We start from the raw sequence: 23,949 nt of genomic DNA, 5'->3' as shown, positions 1-23,949 counted from the left end.
CCGGATTCGTGTGACTCATGGCCGGACGGAGGGAGCGCCGGACGCCGGGTGGTTGGCAGTGTGGAAGACGGACGCACCGTCCATTCGTAACACACTGATATCGGAAGGCGCATATGAGCGAGATCATCGCGGGGGTAGAGATTCCTGAGACGGCGGCGGTCGCCGAAGCCACCCGCCTCATGCAGAAGATGACCAGCCCCCTCATCTACCATCACTCCCGGCGCGTTTTCGTCTTCGGCGCCATTCATGCTCGCAGGCTCGGCTTGGAGCCCGACCCGGAGCTTCTCTACCTGGCCTCCATCTTTCATGACACCGGCCTCTTGACGCCGTTTTCCGACGTAGAGCAGCGCTTCGAGCTCGATGGAGCCGACCACGCACGTAAGTTCATGCTCGACCACGGTTTCCCCACCGCGGCCGCAGACGTGGTGTGGACGGCGATCGCGCTGCACACGACCCCGGGAATTCCGGGGCGGATGGGCCCGGAGATCGCCATCACGAATTTCGGGGTTCTGACCGACGTGCTCGGCTTGGGTCTGGACGAGCTGGATCGCGGCCAGGTGGACGAGATCATCGCCGTCCATCCGCGGGGTGACTTCAAGAACGAGTTTTTGCAGGCCTTCGTCGACGGACTCAAGTACCGCCCGGAGACCACGAACGGAACCGTGAATTCGGATGTGCTCGAACACTTCGTTCCCGGCTTCCGTCGCACAACCACGGTCGAGCGCATCATGGGCGCTCCCTGGCCGAGCTGATCAGGACGCCATACGAGACAACGTGATGAAACGTGTGAGTCGCCCTCGCGACGGGCGTCGCCTCGGGCGAGGTGCGGCCTTCGCCGTGCTGGTGTGCGCCAATGTGGTGATGATGGCCACGGCAAGCGCACCGTCACCGATCTACCCGCTGTACCGGGAGCGTTGGGGCCTGTCGGTCACGATGCTGACGGTGATCTTCGCGGTGTATGTCGTGGGTCTGCTCGGCGCGCTGCTGACGGTCGGATCCCTGAGCGACCACCTGGGTCGCCGCCCGGTGCTGGTCGCCGCCCTTTTGGCGGCGGCGGCCAGCACGGCGATCTTCTGGACGGCCGGCGGTGTCGTCTCCCTCGTGATCGCCCGGGTGGTGCAGGGCATCGCCACGGGGACGGCCACGGGCGGTCTTGCCGCCGGACTGGTCGAGCTCTCACCCACGCGACGTCCACAACTCGGGCCTACGATGACGGTGGTCGGCACGAGTATCGGCATGGCCACCGGTGCGGGAGTGGTGGGGTTGCTGGTTCAGTCGACTTCACGCCCCGATGCGTATGTCTTTCCCGTCCTTACGCTGACCCTCGTCGTTCTGGCCGCGGTCGTCCTCACGATCCCTGAGACGCGCGCCCCGCGAGCGGTTGGACTGGCGTCGTTGCGACCGAGAGTCCGGGTTCCTCGGGACGTCCGGCCGGAGTTCCTCGCCTCCGTTCCTGCCCTCGTCGCGGGGTGGTCCGTCACTGGTCTGTTCCTCGCGCTCACTCCGTCCCTGGTGAGCAATGTCCTGCAGGTGCGGTCCGGCGCTGCGGGCGGGCTCAGCATCGCGGCACTGTTTCTGGCCAACAGCGTGGGCGGGTTGTGGTCCGTTCGGCGTACGGCACGACTCGCCACCCTGCTGGGGACGGTTCTCCTGACTCTGGGTGCGGCCGGACTGGCGGCGGCCATCGCTGTTGCGTCGCCGGCCGTGTATGCGGGCGGATCGGTCGTCGCAGGGCTGGGCGTCGGCCTGACGTTCAACGGCAGCCTCCGCGCCATCAGCGCGGTCACCACCGCGAAGTCGCGGTCAGAGGTCTTCTCGGCCGTCTACGTGGTCAGCTATGCGGCGTTGAGTCTTCCGTCCCTCGCGGCCGGGCTCGCGGCGCCGGCATGTGGGCTGGAGACCACGGGCTACCTGTACGTCGGCTTCGTCGGGGCGCTGTCCTTGGGGGCAGCCCTCCACGCCGGACGATCACGCGCTCACAGGCCCACCGGCGCTCCGATCCGCACGGGCCGGGAAAGCGGGCCTCCCAGCGAACGGATCCGCTGCTGAGCGCGGCGCAGCGCGTGGGGCATGATCGCCGCAGACGGACCGCAGGGCGGTCGGCTGTTTCACCAGCGGCCACCTAGGAAACACCGCCCTACGCCGACACCGTCCCAAAGCACCCTGATCACGAGATACGGCTGCCGTGTCAGAACGGGCTTGATCGCTTCCCCGGAGCTGTCTTCGAAGATCCCGAGTTCGAATGGCTACGCTGGATCCGCGGGCTGGAGGAGGTTTCGATCTGTATGGGTGACGGGCACGGGCCCGGACGGTCTGAGCAGGCCGACCCCCTCGGAGTCGAATGGGAAAGGCACCGCCCCGCGGTCTTCGGTGTGGCCTACCGGCTGCTGGGGAGTGTGGCCGATGCCGAGGATGTGACCCAGGACGTGTGGCTGCGTGCGGCCGGAGCGGATCTGCAGGACATCGGTGATCTGCGGGCCTGGCTGGTGACGGTGGCCGCGCGACGCTCGTACGACATCCTCAAGAGTGCCCGTTTCCGCCGGGAGACCTATGTCGGGCCGTGGCTGCCGGAGCCGCTGCTGACAGGGCCGGACGCGTCGCAGCCGGTACTCGTCGACGAGTCCGTCAGTTCGGCGATGCTCCTGATCATGGAAGAGCTGAGCCCGCCGGAGCGGGTGGCCTTCGTCCTGCACGATGTCTTCGGTCTTGAGTTCGGCCGGATCGCCGAAGTACTGGACGTCTCCGTGCCGGGTGCCCGGCAGCTCGCCTCGCGGGCACGACGGCGGGTGGCCAAAGCGAAGCAGTCCACGCCACAGGCGCCGCAGGCGGAGCGCGAACGCGTCCTCAGGGTGTTCCGCGCCGCCTACGAGGCCGGGGACCTGGCCGGCCTGGTCAGGCTCCTGCACCCGGACGCCGTCTACGTCACCGACGGCGGCGGCCAGGTCTCCGCAGCACGACAACTCATCCACGGCGGCGAGCGCGTCGCCGAGGTCATGGTGCGTACGGGGCGCCGGTGGCAGCCGGACCGCATCGACTTCGCCCAGGTCGGCGGCGAGCTCGCCCTCGTGTTCCACCGGGAAGGCCGGGTCTACTCCGTCGACACGGTCCAGATCACAAACGGTCTGATCACCGCGTACCGCAGGGTCCTCAATCCCGACAAACTCGTGCGCGTCTGAGCTGTCACATCCGGAGGGGCTCCCTCGTCTCCCTGATGAGAACGCACAACGGGCGACGAAGGAACACGCGAGACCAGGTGAGATCGATCGCGCAGAACGGCATACATCCACTTGCAGTCGCTATGAGCCCTGCGCGCGAGCGCGGTGCGCTCGGGTCGCCCCTCCTCAGTAAGGACCTGTATGCAAGCCATCACTGTGCGGGACCGTGACGCCGGTCTTGCCGGGATGTCCCTGACGGACATGCCCTACCCCCATGCGGCCGAGAACGACGTCATCGTGCGGGTGCACGCCGCCGGCTTCACCCCTGGCGAGCTGGACTGGCCCGCCACATGGACCGATCGCGCCGGCCGCGACCGGACGCCGACCGTGCCCGGGCACGAGCTGTCCGGTGTCGTCGTAGAGCTGGGGTACGGCACCACCGGCCTGAGCGTGGGACAGCGGGTGTTCGGCCTGTCCGACTGGGCCCGCGACGGCGCGCTCGCCGAGTACACCGCGGTGGAGGCCCGCAACCTCGCCCCGCTGCCGGCGGACATCGACCACGCCGTGGCCGCCGCGCTGCCGATCTCCGGCCTGACCGCCTGGCAGGGCCTGTTCGACCACGGCCGCCTGACCACAGGCCAGACCGTCCTGATCCATGGTGCCGCGGGCGGCGTCGGCTCGATCGCCGTACAGCTCGCCCGCGAGGCCGGCGCCCGCGTCATCGGCACCGGCCGGGCCTCCGGCCGTGACACGGCACTCGCACTCGGCGTCGACACCTTCATCGACCTGCAGACCGAGAAGCTGGAGGACGCCGGCGAGGCCGACGTCGTGTTCGACGTGATCGGCGGCGACGTCCTCGACCGCTCGGCCCCCCTGGTCCGGGCCGGTGGCACGCTGGTCAGCATCGTCATGCCCCCCAAGGTCCAGCCCAAGGACGGGCGGGCGGTCTTCTTCGTCGTAGAACCCGACCGCACCCGGCTCGCCGATCTCGCCACACGGCTGAGGGACGGCCGGCTCAAGCCGGTCGTCGGTGCGGTGCGGCCGCTCGCCGAGGCACCCGCCGCGTTCGCCCCCGGCCAGCGCACTCCAGGCAAGACGATCATCCGCGTAACCGAAGACTGAATCAGGAGACCCATCGTGATCGGAATGCGAACCGCCGCCGGCCTTCTGGCTGTCGCCACGCTGACCGCGGCCACGGCCTGCTCGACCTCCCACCCGGCCGCCCACGCCAAGGTGGTGGCGGCCGCGGCATCGACGCGCCCCTCGGAAACCTTCACACCGCTGCTCCAGCAGGCCCTTCCGAACGTGAAGGGCAAGACGTTCACCTCAGCGGTCGTCGCCTTCCCGCCCAACGCAAAGGCGCTGCCGCACCGGCACGGCCAGGCGTTCGTCTACGCCTACGTCCTCGAAGGCACCGTACGCAGCAAGCTCGACGACAAGCCGGTGGCCACCTATCACCAGGGCGAGAACTGGGTCGAGCAGCCGGGCGCCCACCACGTCCTCACCGAGAACACCAGCCGGACCAAGCCGGCCAGGCTCCTGGTCGTGTTCGTCTCCAACACCGGAGACAAGCTCAAGGTCGACGACCCGAAGTCATAGCCCGGGGCACGCAGCGGCCGGCAACACCCTGCACGAACTCCGCCCCTGCCGGAACACACACCACGCGCCACCAAGACGTGCCCGAAGAGGGCCGCGCAGACCACACGAACGGATCGAAGGAACCATGACCAACCCCCAGCGCGTCAACATCGGCGAGCAGCACCCGGCCGCATACAAGACCCTCATCGCCCTGTCGTCGCAGGTGGAAGAAGCCACCACCGCAGCGGGCCTCGACCCGCTCCTGGTCGAGCTGCTGAGGATCCGCACCTCCCAGATCAACGGCTGCGCGTTCTGCCTGCGCATGCACACCCGCGACGCCCTCAAGAAGGGCGAAAACCCCGACCGGATCGCCGTGCTGCCCGCCTGGGCGGAGACCGGCTACTTCTCCGAGACCGACCGCGCCGCCCTCCGCCTGACCGAGGCGATCACACGCGTGCCGGACGGACACGTCAGCGACGAGGACTTCAACGCCGCCGCGGCCGTACTCACCGCAGAGCAGGTCTCGGCCATTGCCTGGCTGGCAACCGTGATGAACGCCTTCAACCGCGTCGCGATCACCAGCCGGTACCCCGTCGGCAGCTGACCTCGACGGCGATGCCGGCGGTGACAGGGCTACCGAAGTCTGCACCGTCGTGAAGGTGATGGCGCAATCAGTCGGGCAGCTTGTGCGAGCTGCCCGGCTCACACAAGCGCGGAGGCGTCCGACGGTGTACGGCCAGAAAAGCCAGGTCGAGGCGCTTGTCCATGCCGGACCCGACTGCACTTGCGGCGCATCCCGTGGCTGCGGAGGTGACCTGCGTATCCGCGGGGTTGGCGCCGTCCGGAGCCGGCACCGTGTCGCCCCGCCTGCGGGCGATCGCCCACTCCTGTCCTTCCGGCGCGGCCACGGCCGGCTCGGCGTGGACACGGTCGGCCTCCTTCACGCGGCTCGTCGGCTCGACGGCGAGCGGTGAGCTCCTGCTGTTCCGGCAGTCCCATGACCGATGGCATCCGCGACCTCCTGGAGAGCCATGACACGACAAGCCACCAAAGGAACGTCAGCCGACCGAGACAGGCGCACTGATCGACCGCGCCGCCGCCGTCCAGGACCAGCATGGGTGTCCGATGCCCCAGGACAACGCCCGTCACTCAGTGCGTCACTCTGGTGACCGGATGCCGCCGCCTTGCTCAGTTGGATCTCCTCGCCCTCCCGGTGACCCGTTCGAACGCGTCGCTCTTGCACTGAATCCGCCGGAATATCCCTATAGTTCGCCCGGTTGATGTCATCAACAACGTGGATCGCGGATCCTGGAGACGGAGACAGCGACCCAGTTGCTGGAGCGCGGTGACCACCCAGTGAGCCGTCACCAGCAGTCTGGCAGCGCTGTCACGCTCGCAGGCGTTCACCCTGGCAGCACGGGGGCCGCCGGCCGGATGGCTGACGCGGGCTGTGCACGCACGGCGCCAGGTGATCCCAGGACCATGCACCGGAGCAAGAAGTGAGCGTTGCGACCACCACGAAGGCGAACAGGACCCTGCAGGCCTGGTGGCGGGCAGCACCGCGGCCGCTCTGGGTGATCACCCCGCTGCTTCTGATCATCTGCATCCCGGTAGCCGACGCGTTCCTTCCCCCGCACATCCACCTCGCCCACTTGCTGGTCGTCGCCACCGCGGTGACCGCCATCGGCACCGGTCCGCGACCCACGGCACTGATCGGTGCTCTCTCCGTACTGGCGCTGATCGCGGCTGGGGCGGAGCGGCGGGCCCTGAGCACCGAGAGCGTCCTGGTCGAACTCGTCTCACTCGCCGCGCTCTGCATCCTCCTGGTCGCCTTCACCCATCTGCGGGACCGGCACCAGCGGGAACTCGTCCGGGCGCGGACCGTCTCCGACACGGCCCAGCGCGTCGTCCTGCGCCCGCTCCCGGAACAGGCCGGAGCGGTGTCGCTCGCAGCGGAGTACCACAGCGCCGAGGCCGACACCTACATCGGCGGCGACCTCTACGCCGCGGCCCGTACCTCCGACTCCACCCGACTGATCATCGGAGACGTCCGTGGCAAGGGCCTCGCCTCGATCAGCGACACGGCGATCGTGCTGGGGGCCTTCCGCGCCGCGGCCCACCGGCAGCTCCCGCTGGCGGAACTGGTCGCCCACGTCGAGGACGCGGTCTCCTGGGGCCTCGCAGAGTTCTCGGAATCCGACCCCGAAGCCGCCGAACGCTTCGTGACCGCCGTGGTGCTCGACATCCCGGACGACGAACCGGTGATCCACATGATCAGCTGCGGACACCCGCCGCCCCTGCTGCTGCGCCGGGCGGCCGAGACCGTCACTGCCCTCCATGTGACCCGACCCGCCCCACCGCTGGGCCTCGGCGCCATGTCCGAGACCGCATATACGGCGGCGACCTTCCCCTTCCACGACGGGGACAGGATCCTGCTGTACACCGACGGCGTCACCGAGACACGCGACAGCGAGGGCACCTTCTACCCGCTCGCCGAACGCGTACTGAAGTGGTCCGAACACGCCCCCGGGCCGCTCCTGCGGGAGATCACCGCCGACGTCCGCGCGTACGCGGGCGGCCTCCTCAACGACGACATGGCCATGATGGTCGTACAACGGGGCCGGGTACCGGCGCCCGCCTGAGCGGAGCCGAGAAGCTCCGCCCAGGCGGCCGGAGCTTCGTCACAGCAGATCCTCGGTCCCGATCGGTGACTGTCGCACCCGGTGGCCGGTCCCGCGACGGGGCCTTCGCGATCGCGGCCGCGGCATCGACCTGCCCGACCTCCCCAGGCACACTCTCCATCCGCGGGACGCCTCGGCATCCGGCTGGAAGTTGCGCTGACCGACGTTACGAACCGGACGCGGTCCCGGCCGTCCTCACCCGGTCCCGCGCAACGATGTCGCGCGGGCCGGCGCCGTGCAAGGGGAGCCGGCATCCACGACGGCGGGAGGTATCAGTTGGTTGCGCAGAGCGAACGGAGCGAATCGCGGCACCGTACACGACGGCGCCGATCATGCCCGCTCCGGCCGCGGCGTACCGGTGGAGCGCCGCCGATTCGAGAACGGCCGCGAACCTGCTGCCATGCCCGATCGAGGTGGACGCTATTCGGAATCCCGCGGGACTGCGAAGGGACGGTGCCGCAGCCGACGCCCTGGACCGCCCGGACGGGCTTGGAGCGAATGGTGGCCGCCTCCAGTTCGCACTCCGGTGAGCCGATCACGTTCCCAGCCGTCCAGTGTGGGGCCGGTGTGCCGTTCGAACTGTCAAACCGCCCCGAGAGTCCGATGCTGGTGACGTACTCGAACCGGCCCCGTTCGGAGCCGAGGTCCACCGCCGCGTCGTTGACCCAGGCATGTGGGCGGTCATGCCGTAGGATCGATCTATCGGAGTAGAAACGTGCTCTGGGGCCGAGCAGACAGCCGGACAGGGAGTACGCGCACACGCGGTATCGGACGATCCGCCACTCCTTCTGCGGAAGGAGTGCGTCATGAGGGCAGCACAGTTCAGCCGGTTCGGCGGCCCGGAGGTTCTCGAGATCGTTGACCTCCCCGATCCCCATCCCGGTGCCGGAGAGATACGGATCAAGGTCCGCGCCGCGGGGATCAACGCCAGCGACTGGAAAAAGCGTCAGGGCCTGATGGACCAGGAACTGCCACAGACTCTGGGCTACGAGGCTGCGGGCATCGTTGACCAGATCGGCGACGATGTCTCGGGCGCCACCATTGGCGACCGGGTCTTCGGAGCCTCACCATACGGAGCCGCCCAAGCGGAGCTGGCCGTGCTGTCCTCTTGGGCCCCGATCCCGAACTCGCTCGACTATGCGAGGTCTGCAGCGATCCCCGCGGCAGCCGAGACCGCGGCGCGCTCGCTCGACCAGCTTGGCGTCACAGCGGGCAGCACTGTGCTCATCAACGGGGCATCTGGCAGCGTCGGGAGTGCCGCTGTCCAACTCGCCATGGAGCGCGGCGCGCGGGTCATCGGCACGGGTAGTCCAAGCACGCACGGTGTCCTCCGCTCGCTCGGGGCCGAGCCGGTGGCATACGGCGACGGGATGCCGGAACGAGTCCGGGCAATCATGCCGTCGGGTGTCGATTTCGCACTGGACGTCGCCGGCAGCGGCGTCCTCCCCGAACTCGTGGAACTCGTGGCCGCGCCCGAGCACGTGATCACGGTCGCCGACTTCCGCGGCGCGCAGCAGACGGGCATCCGCTTCAGCCGCGGCGACACTGGCCGGGCCACCTACGCGCTGGCCCAGGTCGCCCAAATGGCCGAAAATGGACGATTCTCCGTCCGGGTCGGCCAGACCTTCCCCTTGACCGAGGTGGCCCACGCGCACCGCGTCGGCGAAGCCGGGACTGTGCGCGGCAAACTCGTGCTACTCGTGGACTGACCGGTCGTCAAAGGGCGCCCGCAGGTCCGGTCGGGCTCGCGGTAGGCGGCAATCATCCGTTGGTAGATGCCCCCGGTGTCCCCGACCTCGACATGCTCATCAGCAGCGAACAGGGTGGCCGGCCGGTCCCTCTGCTTGTCCGTGAGCAGGACGCGCCACGTGTGCGGAGTCCGGCGCGCCTTGTGGAGCGGATCGTTCTTCATGCCTCGGTGCCCGTGCAGGGTCTGCTGGACACGGCGTCGGCACCGGTCCAGGGCCTCGCCGGCCAGGCGCACGACGTGGAAGGGCTCCATCCCCGCGACCGCGTCGGGGAGTTGTTCAGCAGCGTCGGCCTTGAACCCGGTTACACCCGTCCATCGCGACGACATCCACCTTCTCGCACCAAGGCTCCTCGCGTTCGGCCAGCCAGGTCTTGAACGCCTGGTTGGCTTGGCGGTCGCCGCCCCGGTTGAGCCGGTGCGTCCGGAGCTCGCGCAGACGGGCCGCGCACAAGTAGGCAAAAGTCGCCTCTGATCGAAGCCGGTCGGGGTCGCCTGCCGTAATCAGGAATTGGGCAGCAGTCTCGGTGCCCACACCCGGCTGCGTGACCAGGCTGGGAGCCGCCTGGGTGACCCGGAGTGCGAGATCGGCATCAGCGTCGGCGATCTCCTCGTTCACGTACTGGTCTCGGCGGGCGAGTCGTCGCAAGGCGGTGCGGACGGCAGTTGCCGGGTCGGAGACGTCGGCTCACGGCCGCGACCGAGCGAGCGTCCCGATCCGTTCGCCGGCGGGCAGGCGCCGAGCGGCGTACCACCCGCAGGGAGCAGCATGGCCTCGACGATGCCGTCGCCGGTCTTCGGTGTTCCGGCCTGCCCGGCCGGAGGGCATGGCGGTCGCGGCGGCGTAGGCGTCGACCGGGTCGGATTTGCCCTGGAGGTGGACCGGCCCGGTCGCCCGGCCGGTCCACCTCAAGTGCCCGTCGGATCAGGCCACGGGTCCAGGACGAGCAGCCCGGCTGTATGGCAGCCCAGGGCCCGGCACAGCATCCGAAGACTCCGGGCAGACCCACGACGAACCACCTAAACCGGAGCCGAACACTCAACTCCTCAGCCAAAAACAGTAAACGGCGTAAATTCGCTCATTACGCTTTCCGGGTATGTGCGTTGACCACTCCAGACCCGTACGGCTGAACCACCAGGTTTGCCAAGCGATGCCACGGAAACAGTCAAGAATCAGCTAATCCGGCTCGACCGGGCAGTCGATTCGCCTCAACCCACTTCCACGCTTCCAGCTACCAACGACCTTTGCCGACAAGTGAGTTGAGTCAAGTCTTGGCCATCGCCCACCGGGGCATGCGCCTGCGATTCGATCGCCAGGAGCCGTGAAGAAAGCTTGTGGTGCCTGTGCTTGCAGTGTCTAATGATCAAGCGCTTCGTGGGTGGATTAGACCAGTCGTGAATTCTGCCCGTGGATCCGCGTAATGTGAGCGGGGGGATCACCTTTGGCGTCTTTGGTGCGTTTACCCTCCGCTTTCCATGTGTTGACATGAGGGGGGCTTATGCGTCTCAGAAAGCGAGCCCCTTGGTGCTGCCGTCCAGGGCACGTCTTCGCGTCACGTGTTGCCGATTCGCGGGGTGTTGTCGCGCACATGGGCCGTCGGTCGTCTGAGGGTTCGCCGGGTGTCGTGGGGCCGGGTCTCGGGTTCTGGGCCAGGCCGTGGCGGGCCGGTCGGCGGCGTCGGTTACGCGCGTAGCCAGGTACCGGGTGGTGGACTGCATCGGCTGACGACCCGTCGAGTTTCAGTAAGCCACTCAGGGGGCCTGAGGCAGCAGCGAAGCCATGGGCGAACGGATGCACCCCAGTGCGGGGGCACTCGGGAGCCGACTTTGCAACGGCTCTGAGTGCGTGCCCGGCACCGGCCTCGTCCGAGTCCGTTTCGCGGAGGACTCCAGGGTTCAAACGCGACAGATCAAGCACTGTGGCTGCGAACTCGACGCCCTGTGCATTCACCGCATCACCACTACCTGGCCCGAATCGCCGTAGCCACCGTGCCCCTTGCCGCAGCTGTCGACAAGGCCTCATCCACCGGTCCGGCCTCCAGCCGACCCACCCAACCCGGCACCCGCCCTCGGACCACCTCTGGGCCGGTGCAAGGACCTAGAAGAAGGAGAACGCAGTGCGAAGACCACGCAAGAGAGGAGTGGCGACGGGCGCGATAGCCGCAGCGGCGGCAGCGTCCATCGCTCTCCTCTCTCTGCCCCACGGCCTTGACGGGCCCGGGTCACCCGGAGCGGATGCCCGGCAGGGTTCGAGTTCCTCAGGCGCGGGGGTAGGCGCCGGCGCCCACGGCCGTGCCAAGGCCGCGAGCAATGTCGCCCGTTCCCAGCTCGCCGCAGACGTCACGTCGCATGGCGCCGTCCCTGCCGCCCGGCGCGACAAGATTCTCGGCCCCGGCTGGCGCACTTCGAAGGACGAGGTGGTCACCGCAACCGGCGACGACGCCGGCTTCCACGTCTTCGCTGCCAAAGAGAACACCGGCTACAAGTGGCACACGGCCGTCACGCTGAACGAGCCGGGTCTCGATGCGGGCGAATGGGTCGGCAACACCTGCACCACGTCCGACGGCAAGTACGAGGCTGCGGTATACGCCCCCCAGCGTTGGACGAACCAGCAAGACACCCTTGAGCGGGGCGGATTCGCTGCGGTCGTCGACCTGGCCACGGGAAAGGTGACCAAGCTCGGCTTCACCACGTCGCTGGCCTACTTCGACCCCGGTTGCGGATACGGTGACGACGCCGTGTTCACCGGGTTCAGCACGGCCGGTACCACGCGGTTGGTGAAGGTTGACGCAGCCACCGGCAAGACCGAGGCCACGGTCACCCTGCCGGCCGAGGTCACCTCCGCCGTGCCCGCCCCGGGCGGGATTCTCGCCGCGCAGGGCGAGCACGTCATCGAGATCGGGCCCAAGGGCCGCACTCGTACGCTCGCGACCACCCCTGGCGGATCACCGCTGCGCATCCATCCCGCTGAAGGCGGCGCCGTGTTCCTGGCCACCACACAGGCCGGGAAACGGGAGGAGGTGAAGGTCGCCCGCGGGCGGCACACAACCGTTCTCGCCGAAGGTCTGAACGGACAGTTCGGACTGTCAACCGGCCGGAACGGGCGAGTGTACGTCACCGGGTCACCGCACCTGGTCACGCACATCGCTGACATCACCGCGTCCACCGCGCCCGCCGGCGCAGCGCTCTCTTCCCTCGGCGACCTTGCTGTCACCGCGACTGCGCCGCAGCCACTGATGGACGCCGACCCGGTGACGAAGGGCCACAGCCACGCCGACCCGGCAACGTTGGCAGCGGCGCTTCCCCCCGGCGCGGCGCTCCCCGTCGCGGTCAAGGCCACAGCCATGCACTCGCATACGGCGGTGGAGTTCTACGCCGATCCGACGGACAAGAAGAGCAAGAACGCAGGGTCCGGCTCCGCCCCCTCTCCCTCCGGCAAGCACACCACGGTCGGACACCGGACCGGCCCGACCGTTCCGGCCACAGTCCAGCAGGCCTCGTACGTCGTCCAGGCGGACGACTCCACCGACACCGTGGACGAGGGGCATTACTGCGCGGTCGCCCGGAACAACCCGAACATCATGGTCTACCAGCCCACTCCGAACCAGGTCGAGTGGGCCGTGGACCGCGCGGTGATGGGCCAACTCACTTCCGACCGGATCCAGCGGCCGAGCAACTGGAACGACTCCGGCCTGTCCGCCTGGTCACCGCAGGGCATGTTCCCGCTGCCGGCCCTCAGCACCGGCGGACACATCCCCCCACAGATCCTTCTCGGCGTCCTGTCGCAGGAGTCGAACCTGTGGCAGGCCACCTCCCACTCCGAGCCGGGCGAGTACGGGAACCCGCTGATCGGCAACTACTACGGCGCGAACATCTACCCCGGCACCACCGGGTACACGGCTGACGGCATCTGGAACATCAACTGGGACAAAGCCGACTGCGGATATGGCATCGGCCAGGTCACGGACGGCATGCGACTGCCCTCCCACCCGAAGCCCGGGGAGACCGAACTGCCCGAGAGCGAGCAGAAGGCGGTGGCGGTGGACTACGCCACCAACATCGCCTACGCCGCCCGCATTCTCGCCGAGAAGTGGAACGAGCTCCATACCAGCGGCCAGACCATCACGATCAACAACGACGACCCGTCGAAGATCGAGAACTGGTTCGCCGCCGTCTGGAACTACAACTCGGGCTTCAATCCGCCGAGTTCCGGCAGCAACTGGGGCCTGGGATGGCTGAACAATCCGGCCAACCCCATCTACCCGGCCGACCGGGGTCCCTTCATGGACCAGAACATCTCCTGCACCGTCGGCACGGACAAGACCCCCGCCACCGGCTGGACGGCCTGCTCCCAGTCCGGGGCGAGCAACGTCACCGACGGGTACTCGGCGCACGACGCAGCTCAGCCGCAATACTGGCCGTACGAAGAGAAGGTCATGGGGTGGGCAGCCGAGTCCATCGACACCGGCCGCTCCTACACCCAGTCCGGCGTGAAGCAGTCCCCGGGCGACGCGGGCTTCTCCACCATGGGCTTCGCTCCTTCCTGGTGGACCACCGAGCAGGCCCGCATCCAGGTCAAGCCCCCGCTGTCGGCCTTCTGCGACACATCCAACTCCTGCGACCCGGCCAATCCGCCGCAGTGCGAGGTCGACCATGAGGGCCCGTCCTGCGATCCGCCCCACTGGTTCCACGAAGCGAACGCAACCTGGAAGAGTGACTGCAGCACGACCTGCGGCCACCAGGTCTACACCTTCGTCAACTCCTACCCCAATGAGCTGAGCAACGCCCACCCGGTCACCCCACCGTGCGGACCTCCGGGCGGAATCGTCGTGAACGACCTCCCCGTGTCCGTCGCTGAGCCGGCCTGTCCCGGCGGGCAGTCGTGGTCCGACGGTGGCACCTTCTCCTTCACCTTCAACCCCGCCAACACGGGCTCGGAGGACCAGCGCTACGAAGGAAAGGAGGACCTGCAACAAGACTCGTCCGGCTTGGGCGGCCACTACTGGTTCGGACACACCCGCGACCCGTGGAACGCATGGGACGGTGAACAGCTCGGCCTGATGGGCACCTGGGCGCCGAAGCTGTCGACCGGAGCCTACGAGGTTCAGGCGTACATTCCGTACCTGGGCGACATGACCCCGGACGCGGAGTACACCGTCAACGATGGCGCCGGCAACTCCTACACCGTCACGGTCGATCAGTCCCAGACCATGAACGACTGGGTCACCATCGGGTACTTCAACCTCGCGGCCGGCGCCACCGTCGAACTGACGAACCAGAGTCACGACAGCGACACCGGCGACCACTCCATCGCCTTCGACGCGATGCGGTTCAACCATGTGGACTCCATCCCGGACACCAACGCCTGGCAGACCTACGCGTCGGAGGTGCTCGCGAAGCACCATGCCGACGAGGACGGCCTGAAGAACGCGAAGGCGCACGGCACGGATGCGATGACCGAGTACGACGGGGACGACGTCGCGGTCAAGAACAACGGCTACGTGGGCATCCCGGACGAGTTCATCGGGATACGGGTCAACTCGCCCACCGTCAGCACCGTCGGGGACTGCAACGGAGACATCACCTGCACCCAGGAATTCCAACTCCTGTACTTCGTGCAGGTCGACACGTTCTACTGCGACGAGCCAGGTGCCGCAGCCGACATCGGCAGCAACTGCCCGGCAGCAGACGTGTACTGGACCGGAGAGAAGTCAACGGCGCAGACCCAGACGTTCACCCGCAGTTACGACCGGCTCACCACTGGCTTCGAAGACCTCATCCACCAGTTCCTCGGCGATGCCCCGAACATCTTCTGGGACTGCGTCGTCAAGGGCCAGGACACATATCAACCGGTCCAAAGCGCGTACCGGTCCCCCGAGGCTGAGACGAGCCGCTCATCGGGAGCCGTATTCGCCTCGTACGCCGTCCCCGCTGACGCCACCGACGAGTGCTCCGACACCGTTCAGGCGGGGATGCAGATCGGGGCGCTGGCCGGCGTCTCCGAACTCGGCGACGAGGCCACGATCGCAGACGACCCGGATGCTTCCCTCGACTACACCAGCGCCCAGACCGACGCCGCCGAGACGGCTCTGGAAAAGCTCAAGGCGGCGGAGTCCGGCGATGAGGTCGACGGGGCGCTCAGCGATGTCATCGACGCTGCCGTGGCCGCCGGGTCAGACGCCTCGGGCAGCCTTCGCTTCGCCCTGAGCAAGGTGGCGGACTTCCAGCAGACCGTCGCCGACATGCGCAGCGAGCCGCAGGCCCTGATGAAGGGGTACCGGCCGTTCGGCGACCTTTCCATCGAGAAGTGGTTCGCCAAGTACTGGAACGTCAAGCAGAACTGGTTCACGTACCCGCCGGACGACGGGTTCGAGAACGGTGTCTCGTCGGCGTATGCCCCCAAGGCGGGAGAGGAGATGGACCGCTTCGGGGGTCCGTCGGGAGGCTTCCTCGCCCCCCGGGACGGCACCCCGTACACCGAGCGGGCTCTGCCCCCGTCCAACGTCAGCGCCGACACCGCAGACGAAGGTGCCGGCTACCACGTGTACAAGTGGATCAAGGACTGGGATCCCTCGATAGGCGCGATCAAGGCCGGGAAGATCGCCCCGTGGTTTGACCAACCCGGCGGCGGCACCCAGTACTTCCTCCCGACCGGCGTCAACATCAAATACCTTCTCGACAACGGTTACATCGAAGACATCACGCCGACGAGCTGACTCGACACCAGCTCGACACCAGAAACAAGGGCCCCGCACGCGCCGTGTGCGGGGCCCTGCGCTGCTGTGTGCGTCAGGAAGAAAGAATGGGATGGGCGTCAACCCTGTCCACAGTCACTCCCGGGTATTTCTGAGGAATGCTTGCCCGAAGTTCCTCCGCCCAGCGCAGATCGATGCGACGCATGACGTCGATTTCCTTGGCCACGCGCGTCACGCGGGTTTCGCCCCGGTATTCCGGGAATCGGTCGCGGTTGAGCCTCTCCCACGACAGGGCAAGTCCCCAGACTGCGTGCAGTGTTGCCTGGTGGACCAGGTCGTCGAGATCGCGGGTGCTGTAATTGATTGTATTCATGCCGCGCTCGTGCGCCACGAGCATGAGCTCCCCGTCGTCGCCGATTTCAATCGTGACAATCCCGTCCAACGGAGGTCCCCCGATTTTCGGCATACGAGACGTCAGATCGGGCACCTTGGCCGTGACCCGGTCGAGAGCGGACTGCACTTCTTTCCTCGAGATCGTCATGGATGTCACCCTATATTGCCGAGATTGAGTACGCGTTGCAGGGAGCCTTTACATGGCGCTGACTCCAGCAGACTCTTCGGTCAGGCCCTGGATGCGGCGATCCGTCCGGAAGCAGGGGCGGTTTGCGCAAGGCGGCGAGCAGGTCATGAGCGAGGCCGGTTTCGCCGGTGGTGCCCGGGCCGGGGACGCAGGGTGGCCCGGTCGGACAGTGCCCGGGGCGGGAGAAGGGCGGGCAGGTACGCTCCGCACCCATCGCCGACACCGGCGTCAGCAGCCAGATACATCCTGACTGGAAGCCGTACCGCCGCCCGACTCCAGGAGCGTGCGCAGCGGCGTGAACCATGACCTTGGCCGGCTGTTCCTGCTCCTGGCCTGCGTGTGCCTCGTCATCGGTGCAGTCGGCATCACCAACACCACTCTCGTGGCCGTCATGGAACGCACCGGCGAGATCGGACCGCGCCGCGCTCTCGGGGCAGGCACCCGGCACATCCTCACCCAATTCCTCACCGAATCCACGGTGTTGGGCACGCTTGTCGACGGCGCCGACAAAGCCGCCGCTGCCATCGGCCGGGGCGAGATTCGCCTCAACACACTGAACCTCGCCTCCCCCACGGCCACCATCCGGAGCGGATCCTTCAGACAGCCCCCGTTCGTCGAGCCGAAGACAAGAAGATCAACGGAAAGGCACCGGCCTGAACCAACCGGGCAACACGCTCAGTCGGCCGCCGCGACTGCGTCGCTGATGAGTCGGCGAGCGGCCGCGTCGGTACGGGCGACGTCATGGGTCACCAAGCGGTCCTGGCACAGACCGCGCAGGCCGGAGACGAGGAGCGTGGCCCCTGCTCGCGCCTGCTCCGGCGGGTGACCGAGCCGGACATAGGCCGCGGCGATGGGGCCCACCATGACCTCGACGGTCTCGGCCGCGATGTCGCCGTACTGCTCGGGGTCGGTGGCGGCCAGGCTGAGCAGCTGCAGCAGCATGCGGATCGGTCCGGACTGGTCCCCGACGGTCATCGCCTCCCACAGGGCAAGGGCCGCCCTGTGCAGTCCCGCGGTGTCGCGGACGCCGTCGAACATGGCGTGGGCGTCGGGACGGCTGGTGGCCAGCGCCTGGGCCAACAGGTTCTCGCGGCTGCCGAAGTAGTAGAGAAGCATGCGCTTGGTGGTGCCGATCGACTGGGCGAGCGGGCTCAGCGACATCTGCGCGACGCCGTGGTGCTGGAGGTGGTGCACCACCTGCTTGAGCAGCTCGGCGCGCTTTTCGGCATTGACGGGGCGAGGCATGGTTTTGACCGTACCGCCCGGTACACGTAAGGTCCAACAGACGTAGATGTGCCGATCGGTACATTAATGGGATGGCGCATGGCGATGTCAGGCGCCGGCAGCCGAGAGGGGCGCCGTGAAAGTCGTTGGACCCCGAACAGTGCAGGACCACCGGCACCGGAGAGGCGGCCGTCGGATCACTGGGCATCCGGCCGGCCGCGTGCTCCGCGAGCTCGGTGACATGGCTCGCCGTGGCGCCCGGGGGGTGGTTCGGTGAAACACCGGATCGAGCGTCCCCGCGGCGTCTCCTTGGCCAAAGTCCTGGCCGAGACCCTGACGATCCCGGCCCTGCTCTTCCTTGGCCTGCTGTTCTGCTTCGCCACGGCCTTCCACCAGCCTCAGCCCGACCACGCGAAGCTCGTGATCGCCGGTGGCCCGGTGGAACGCAAGGTCGACACCGCTCTGCAGCTGCAAAATCCCGGCGGGTTCGACGTCACCGCCGTGGCAGGCGCCCGGGAAGCCCGCCAGGCGGTGCTGGACCGGGACGCCGTGGCCGGCTACGCCGCGAAGGGCAAACGCGCCGTGCTGTACGTGGCCGGCGCCAACGGGGTGAGCCTCGATCAGGCGCTGACCAAGGGCTTCACCCGGCTTGCCGCGCACAACCACCAGAAGCTCACGGTCACGGACGTGGCGCCCACCGTGAAAAAGGACGGGCTCGGCACGACCCTGGTGTACTTCGCGGTCGCCTGGAACATGCCCGGCTACATCCTCGCGACGTCCCTGCTACGGGCGGTGACCCTCAACCGGCGCAAGAAACTGCTGACGGTCGCGTCCTTCGCCGCCGTCTTCAGCGCCGTGGGCTTCTTCGTCGGCGTGGGCCTCGGCTTCTTGCCCAACGCCCCCGCCGCCCTGGCGATCGCCTTCTTGCTCACCACGGCGGTGGGCACCTTCTCCCTCGGCATGGCGCCTTTCGTCAAGCACTTCTTCCCGCTGGCGGGTCTGGGCCTGTACATCGTGCTGAGCGTTCCCTCCGGCGGCCTGGTCCCCGTCCAGCTGCTGCCGAGGTTCTTCCAGGTCCTGCACACCGTCATGCCCCTGGGCAACGCGGTCGACGGCCTGAGAGGGGTCCTGTACTTCGACAACGCGGGTGTGCTCAGACCGGTCCTCGTGCTGTGCGCGTGGATCGCGGCGGGTATGGCCCTGCTGGGTCTCGACGCGTGGCGGCACCACCGCACGGCCGCACGGCAGGGAGCGGAGGACGAGCAGGAGGACGTTCCGGAACCGCCGGTGGAGGACCCCTCCATGGAGGCGCCCGTGCCCACCGCGCTTCCGGTTCACCCCCATCACTTCGGCGAGCCGTTGCCGATGCTGGAGGGCATCGTCCGCGACGACGAACAGCAGCCCGTCCGCCATGCCGCGGTGACCGTCATGGACACCAGCGGCCGGCAGCTGGTGCGGACGGCGACGGACGCGCGGGGCGAGTACGCGGTGACCGGTCTGCCCGAGGGATACATCAGCGTGGTGGTCTCGTACCCCGGCCGGAATCCACTGGTCCACCAGAAGCTGCTGCAGTCCGGCGTCGCCGTCCGGGCCGACTTCACCCTGCATGACCGGCGCGGGACGACTCGCGCGGCCGCTCACCCCCTCGATCTCGGACCCGCGCGACACGGATCCTGAAGAGCCGACCGGCTGCCGCTCGGCATCGAGTGACCCGCGCCACCACAGTGCGGGACGTGAGGAAGGCACTTCACGCCCCGGGCCCCGGATCGGCCGCAACGCGGAACGCGGAGCAATAGGTTCCACATCAGCAGCAGTCCCGCCCGCGCGGCAACGGTGTATGTGCCCCTGGCCGAGAACGCGGCCCGGTCCGGGCACAGCCAAGGCCCCTGAGGTGCAACGCCAGGAACCTCGCAGCCCGGTTCCGTCATCCTCGAAGGAGTTCCGCCGATGAAGACCGTCACCCACTGGATCGCGGGCAAGCCCTACGGAGACGTTTCGGACGCCTCCGGCACCTGGGGCCCCGTGACCGACCCCGCGACCGGAGAGGTGACCACGCGGGTGGCGATGGCCGGCGCCGACGAGGTCGACGCCGCTGTCGCCGCGGCGAAGGAGGCCTACGCCACCTGGCGCACGTCCCCGCTCGCTCAGCGGATCGCGATCCTCTTCCGCTACCGCGCGCTGCTGGACGCGCACCGCGACGACATCGCCGCGCTGATCACCGCCGAGCAGGGCAAGGTCCACGCGGACGCCCTGGCCGAGGTGGCCCGGGGCCTGGAGATCGTCGAGCTCGCCTGCGGGCTCGGCACGGCGCTCAAGGGCGACACTTCGACCGAGGTGTCGAGCCACGTCGACGTGGCGTCGGTCCGCCAGCCGCTCGGTGTGGTCGTGGGCATCTCACCGTTCAACTTCCCCGCGATGATCGGCATGTGGATGTTCCCCATGGCGATCGCCTGCGGGAACACGTTCGTCCACAAGCCGAGCAGCAAGGCCCCGTCCGCGTCCATACTCCTCGCGGAGCTCGCGGCCGAGGCCGGCGTGCCCGACGGTGTGCTCAACATCGTGCAGGGCGACGCCGTGGCGGTGGACGCGCTGCTCGACCATCCGGACGTGGCGGCAGTGTCCTTCGTGGGCTCCACGCCGGTCGCCCGCCACGTCTACGGCAGGGCCTGCACCGGCGGGAAACACGTCCAGGCCCTGGGCGGCGCGAAGAACCACATGCTGGTGCTGCCCGACGCCGACCTCGATGCGGCGGCCGAAGCCGCCGTGTCCGCCGCCTACGGCTCCGCGGGTCAGCGCTGCATGGCCGTCTCCGTGGTGGTCGCGGTCGGTTCGGTGGGCGACCCGCTGGTCTCCCGGATCGCCGAGCGCGCCGCGAAGGTGAGGATAGGACCGGGCAACGACCCGGCGTCCGAGATGGGCCCGCTCGTCACCAAGGCGCACCGCGACGAGGTCGCGCAGTACGTCGCGGGCGCGGCCGCCCAGGGAGCCGACGTGGTGCGCCGCGGCTTCACGGTCGAGGGCCTGGAGAACGGGCACTGGATGGGCATCTCGCTCCTCGACAAGGTCAGCACGGACTCGGACGCCTACCGCAACGAGATCTTCGGTCCCGTCCTGTGCGTGCTCCGCGCGGAGACCTACGAGGAGGCCATGCGCATCATCAACGGCTCCCGGTTCGGCAACGCCGGCTCGATCTTCACCCGCGACGGCGGCGCGGCCCGCCGGTTCCAGCTGGACGTGGAGACCGGCATGGTCGGCGTGAACGTGCCGATGCCCGTGCCGGTGGGCTACCACTCCTTCGGTGGCTGGAAGGACTCGGCCTTCGGCGACCACCGCATGTACGGCAGCGAAGCCGTGCACTTCTACACGCGCGGCAAGGTCATCACGAGCCGCTGGCCGGCTCCTGCCGAGACGGCGTCCGGTCCGGACCTGGGCTTCCCCGTGTCCTGAGCCCAGCATCCCGCACACGCGGCCGGGCTCCCCAGGATGCCGGTGCGGCCGCGGGCGTACCCCGGGGCGGGCGGATTCCAGGAACCGCCACCCTTGGGTGGCGCTGGACGACCGCGCCGTCGCGCAGCCGGAGGAGGCAGCCTGGAGGCAGTGTCTTTTGCGTCAGATGCAATCGGAAACAGGGTGCCGCGATCGACGCGGCCCCGGATTTAGGGAGACACATGTCCGAGAAGAACCACACCACCGTGGCGGTCACCGGGGTGACCGGGGCGCTGGGCAGCCGGATCGCGGCCCGGCTCGCCGACAGCGGCGTCCCGCAACTCCTCGTCGGACGCGACCCCGACCGCATGCCGGAACTGCCGGGCGCCCAGCGACGCGGTCCCGCCGCCTACGCCGACACCTCGGGCATGCGCAAGGCCCTTGAGGGCGCGTCGACCCTCATCCTGGTCTCCGGACACCGCACGGGACGCCGCCTGGAAGAGCACGCCGGCGTGGTCGAGGCCGCGGCCGCGGTCGGCGTGGACCGGGTGCTGTATGTGTCCCTCGTCGGCGCGGCGCCCACCGCCACGTACCTCAACGCCCGCGACCAGTGGCTGACCGAGCAGTTCCTGGCTGGTTCCGGGGTCCGCCACACGGTGTTCCGGGCAGGCTTCTACGCCTCGACGCCGGCCGCCCTCGCCGACGAGCAATTCGTCGTCAGCGGCCCCGCGAGTACCGGCCGGGCTGCCTTCGTCACCCACGAGGACATCGCCGACGCGATCACGGCCGTCGCCCTCGACGAGGGTCTTCGCTCCGAGCACGACGGCGCGATCCTCGAGATCACCGGGCCCGAGGCCCTGACCCTCGACGAAGCGGTCACCCGGATCGCCGCGGCCACCGGACGGCCCTACCGCTACGAGCCCGAGACCCTTGAGGAAGCCTTCGCACGGCGCTGGCGACAAGGCATGAGCGGGGAACAGATCGAGACCTGGATCTCGTGGTACCAGGCGATCGAGAAGGGGGAGATCTCCGTGGTCACTGACGTCGTCCCCCGGCTCACCGGCTCACCGGCGACGCCCGTCTCGGACGCGGCCTGGTGGCCCGCACCGAACACCGCGCGCGGCACCGCCGAGCTCGGGCGGGGCCGAAGCTGACCGCCACCCCTGTCACGCGCCGAATCGGTCGGGGTCGGCGGCCTTCCAGTCCGCGGCCCAGGACTCCGGCGGCTCGATCAGCAACTGCCCCGGGGCCAGCCATTCGTAGAGCTCCGCGTAGGAGCGGACCGTGACCGGATCCACGCGCCGGCGCAGCATGTGCGGGCGCAGCTGCGCCGGTCCGCTCACGCCCAGTGAGGCGATGATCTTCATGGAGCTGTTCACCGTGGCGGACTGGAAGCGCTGGACCCGCACCGACTTGTCGTCGACGTGCAACGCCCGGGCGCGGCGCGGGTCTTGGGTGGCGACGCCGGCGGGGCAGGTGTTGGTGTGGCAGCTCTGCGCCTGGATGCATCCGATCGCGAACATCATGGCGCGTGCCGCGTTGGTGAAGTCGGCACCCTGCACCATGCGCTTGACGATGTCGGCGCCGGTGGCCACCTTGCCGCTGGCGCCGATCTTGATCCGGTCCCGCAGGCCGGCGCCGACCAGAGCGTTGTGCACGGTGATGAGCCCCTCGGTGAGCGGGCTGCCCAGATGGTCGGCGAACTCCAGCGGCGCGGCTCCGGTGCCGCCCTCGGCTCCGTCGACGATGATGAAGTCCGGCGCGGTGCCCTCGTCGATCATGGCCTTGCACACCGCCAGGAACTCACGCCGGGAGCCCACACACAGCTTGAAGCCGACCGGCTTGCCCCCGGACAGCTCACGCAGCTCTGCGATGAACCGGATCAGCTCGCGGGGAGTGCTGAAGACCTCGTGGTACGGGGGTGAGATGACGGTCCGGCCTTCGGGGACTTCGCGTACCCGGGCTATCTCGGCGGTGACCTTCTCCCCGGGCAGCACCCCTCCGATGCCGGGCTTGGCTCCCTGGGACAGCTTCAGCGACACGCACTTCACACTGTCGTGGGCGGCCTTCTCCGCGAACCGCGCCCGGTCGAAACGGCCGTCCTCGGTGCGGCAGCCGAAGTATCCCGTGCCGATCTCCCACACCAGGTCGCCGCCGTGCCGCAGATGGTATTCCGACAGGCCGCCTTCACCGGTGTCGTGAGCGAAGCCCCCGAGGGCGGCGCCGCGGTTCAGGGCGAGGATGGCATTTGCGGACAGCGAGCCGAAACTCATCGCCGAGACGTTGAACAAGGCCATGTCGTAGGGCTTGGCGCAGTCCGGACCGCCGATGCGGACCCTGGGCTGCTCCGACGGCACCGGGCGAGGCCGCATCGACGACTCGAAGTACTCGTAGCCCTCGGCGTAGACGTTCCGCTCGGTGCCGAACGCCTGCTCCGCCTCCAGGCCCTTGGCGCGCTGATAGACGAGGCTGCGCACATCCCGGTCGTAGGGACGGCCGTCGTAATTGCGCTCGATGAAATACTGCTGCAGCTCCGGCCGGATCGACTCCAGCATGAAGCGCACATGTCCCAGCACAGGGTAGTTGCGCAGTATCGAGTGGCGCCTTTGGAGGAGGTCATGGGTACCCACCGCCGCCAAAGCCGCGCACAACACGGCGGCCGGCCACCACCAGGCAGACCCGGTCGACGCGAAGGCTCCGAATGCGGCTGCCAGGGCCCCGATGAATGCGATCGCTGCAATTCTCATCACATGCGAAACGTACAGCCGGCCAAGTGGCGTCACAATGATTCAATGGTGCGATATACGGCACACTCGACTACCCGTGTACCGGCCAATCACTAGATTATGCGATGCACTGCACG

At 68.4% G+C, this 23,949-nt stretch carries 15 protein-coding genes and 3 pseudogenes; 13 read left to right on the top strand and 5 right to left on the bottom strand.

From position 1 onward, the window contains the following. Window positions 1-113: 113 nt before the first annotated feature. The 8 genes from SRB17_RS24635 (at window position 114) to SRB17_RS24600 (ending at window position 9,123) form a co-directional block, all read left to right on the top strand. Window positions 114-752 carry an HD domain-containing protein gene (locus SRB17_RS24635; RefSeq protein WP_153542210.1) on the top strand — a complete coding sequence of 213 codons (639 nt, stop codon included), beginning with the start codon at window positions 114-116 and terminating at the stop codon, window positions 750-752. An 85-nt stretch (window positions 753-837) separates the two neighbouring features. After that, complete coding sequence (locus tag SRB17_RS24630) at window positions 838-2,049, top strand: MFS transporter (RefSeq protein ID WP_194294120.1); 1,212 nt, start codon at window positions 838-840, stop codon at window positions 2,047-2,049. Window positions 2,050-2,285: 236 nt separating this feature from the next. Beyond that, the gene (sigJ, locus tag SRB17_RS24625) at window positions 2,286-3,176 is read left to right on the top strand and encodes an RNA polymerase sigma factor SigJ (protein WP_153542206.1); all 891 of its coding nucleotides are present in this window, start codon (window positions 2,286-2,288) and stop codon (window positions 3,174-3,176) included. A 180-nt stretch (window positions 3,177-3,356) separates the two neighbouring features. Then, window positions 3,357-4,277, top strand: a complete 921-nt coding sequence (locus SRB17_RS24620; RefSeq protein ID WP_194294119.1) for an NADP-dependent oxidoreductase — start codon at window positions 3,357-3,359, stop codon at window positions 4,275-4,277. 24 nt (window positions 4,278-4,301) lie between these two features. Beyond that, window positions 4,302-4,754 (top strand): cupin domain-containing protein, encoded by a 453-nt coding sequence (locus SRB17_RS24615; RefSeq protein WP_153542437.1) that lies wholly within the window; start codon window positions 4,302-4,304, stop codon window positions 4,752-4,754. A 124-nt stretch (window positions 4,755-4,878) separates the two neighbouring features. Further along, the gene (locus SRB17_RS24610) at window positions 4,879-5,337 is read left to right on the top strand and encodes a carboxymuconolactone decarboxylase family protein (RefSeq protein WP_153542205.1); all 459 of its coding nucleotides are present in this window, start codon (window positions 4,879-4,881) and stop codon (window positions 5,335-5,337) included. An 895-nt stretch (window positions 5,338-6,232) separates the two neighbouring features. After that, on the top strand, window positions 6,233-7,375 hold the full coding sequence (locus tag SRB17_RS24605; protein ID WP_323376183.1) for a PP2C family protein-serine/threonine phosphatase: 1,143 nt from the start codon (window positions 6,233-6,235) through the stop codon (window positions 7,373-7,375). A gap of 845 nt (window positions 7,376-8,220) precedes the next feature. After that, window positions 8,221-9,123, top strand: a complete 903-nt coding sequence (locus SRB17_RS24600; protein ID WP_153542203.1) for an NADP-dependent oxidoreductase — start codon at window positions 8,221-8,223, stop codon at window positions 9,121-9,123. A 14-nt stretch (window positions 9,124-9,137) separates the two neighbouring features. Here the strand turns inward: SRB17_RS24600 and SRB17_RS47640 are convergent. Together SRB17_RS47640 and SRB17_RS48110 are read right to left on the bottom strand one after the other, a co-directional pair. After that, a pseudogene (locus SRB17_RS47640) lies at window positions 9,138-9,555 on the bottom strand (transposase); the annotation flags it as partial. Between the two features lie 42 nt (window positions 9,556-9,597). Next, window positions 9,598-9,696, bottom strand: a pseudogene (locus SRB17_RS48110) (hypothetical protein); the annotation flags it as partial. Between the two features lie 1,882 nt (window positions 9,697-11,578). Here SRB17_RS48110 and SRB17_RS24590 point away from each other — a divergent pair. Beyond that, window positions 11,579-15,877: a glycohydrolase toxin TNT-related protein gene (locus SRB17_RS24590; RefSeq protein WP_153542201.1), complete on the top strand. Its 4,299-nt coding sequence runs from the start codon at window positions 11,579-11,581 to the stop codon at window positions 15,875-15,877. Between the two features lie 73 nt (window positions 15,878-15,950). Here SRB17_RS24590 and SRB17_RS24585 read toward each other — a convergent pair whose 3' ends face one another. Beyond that, complete coding sequence (locus SRB17_RS24585; protein WP_153542199.1) at window positions 15,951-16,397, bottom strand: Imm63 family immunity protein; 447 nt, start codon at window positions 16,395-16,397, stop codon at window positions 15,951-15,953. A 289-nt stretch (window positions 16,398-16,686) separates the two neighbouring features. Here SRB17_RS24585 and SRB17_RS46550 point away from each other — a divergent pair. Then, window positions 16,687-16,929: pseudogene (locus SRB17_RS46550) on the top strand (ABC transporter permease); the annotation flags it as partial. 182 nt (window positions 16,930-17,111) lie between these two features. Here SRB17_RS46550 and SRB17_RS24575 read toward each other — a convergent pair. Continuing rightward, window positions 17,112-17,681, bottom strand: coding sequence for a TetR/AcrR family transcriptional regulator (locus SRB17_RS24575; RefSeq protein WP_153542197.1), 570 nt, complete (start codon window positions 17,679-17,681; stop codon window positions 17,112-17,114). Between the two features lie 252 nt (window positions 17,682-17,933). On the opposite strand from SRB17_RS24575, the gene SRB17_RS24570 reads away from it, so the two are divergent. The 3 genes from SRB17_RS24570 (at window position 17,934) to SRB17_RS24560 (ending at window position 22,240) form a co-directional block, all read left to right on the top strand. Then, entirely contained in the window at window positions 17,934-19,337 is a 1,404-nt protein-coding gene (locus SRB17_RS24570) for a carboxypeptidase regulatory-like domain-containing protein (RefSeq protein WP_323376182.1), read from the top strand. A 270-nt stretch (window positions 19,338-19,607) separates the two neighbouring features. Beyond that, a complete protein-coding gene (mmsA, locus tag SRB17_RS24565) occupies window positions 19,608-21,107 on the top strand; it encodes a CoA-acylating methylmalonate-semialdehyde dehydrogenase (RefSeq protein WP_153542195.1) in 1,500 nt (499 codons plus the stop codon). A 221-nt stretch (window positions 21,108-21,328) separates the two neighbouring features. Beyond that, the gene (locus tag SRB17_RS24560) at window positions 21,329-22,240 is read left to right on the top strand and encodes an NAD(P)H-binding protein (protein ID WP_153542193.1); all 912 of its coding nucleotides are present in this window, start codon (window positions 21,329-21,331) and stop codon (window positions 22,238-22,240) included. A 12-nt stretch (window positions 22,241-22,252) separates the two neighbouring features. On the opposite strand, the gene SRB17_RS24555 is transcribed toward SRB17_RS24560, so the two are convergent. Further along, entirely contained in the window at window positions 22,253-23,833 is a 1,581-nt protein-coding gene (locus SRB17_RS24555; RefSeq protein ID WP_153542191.1) for an FMN-binding glutamate synthase family protein, read from the bottom strand. Between the last annotated feature and the right edge of the window lie 116 nt (window positions 23,834-23,949).

The sequence above is a fragment of the Streptomyces sp. RB17 genome, assembly GCF_009604455.1.
Taxonomy (GTDB): domain Bacteria; phylum Actinomycetota; class Actinomycetes; order Streptomycetales; family Streptomycetaceae; genus Streptomyces.
The sequence above is the reverse complement of the archived record's forward strand: the minus strand, read 5'-3'. Positions and strand labels throughout refer to the sequence as shown.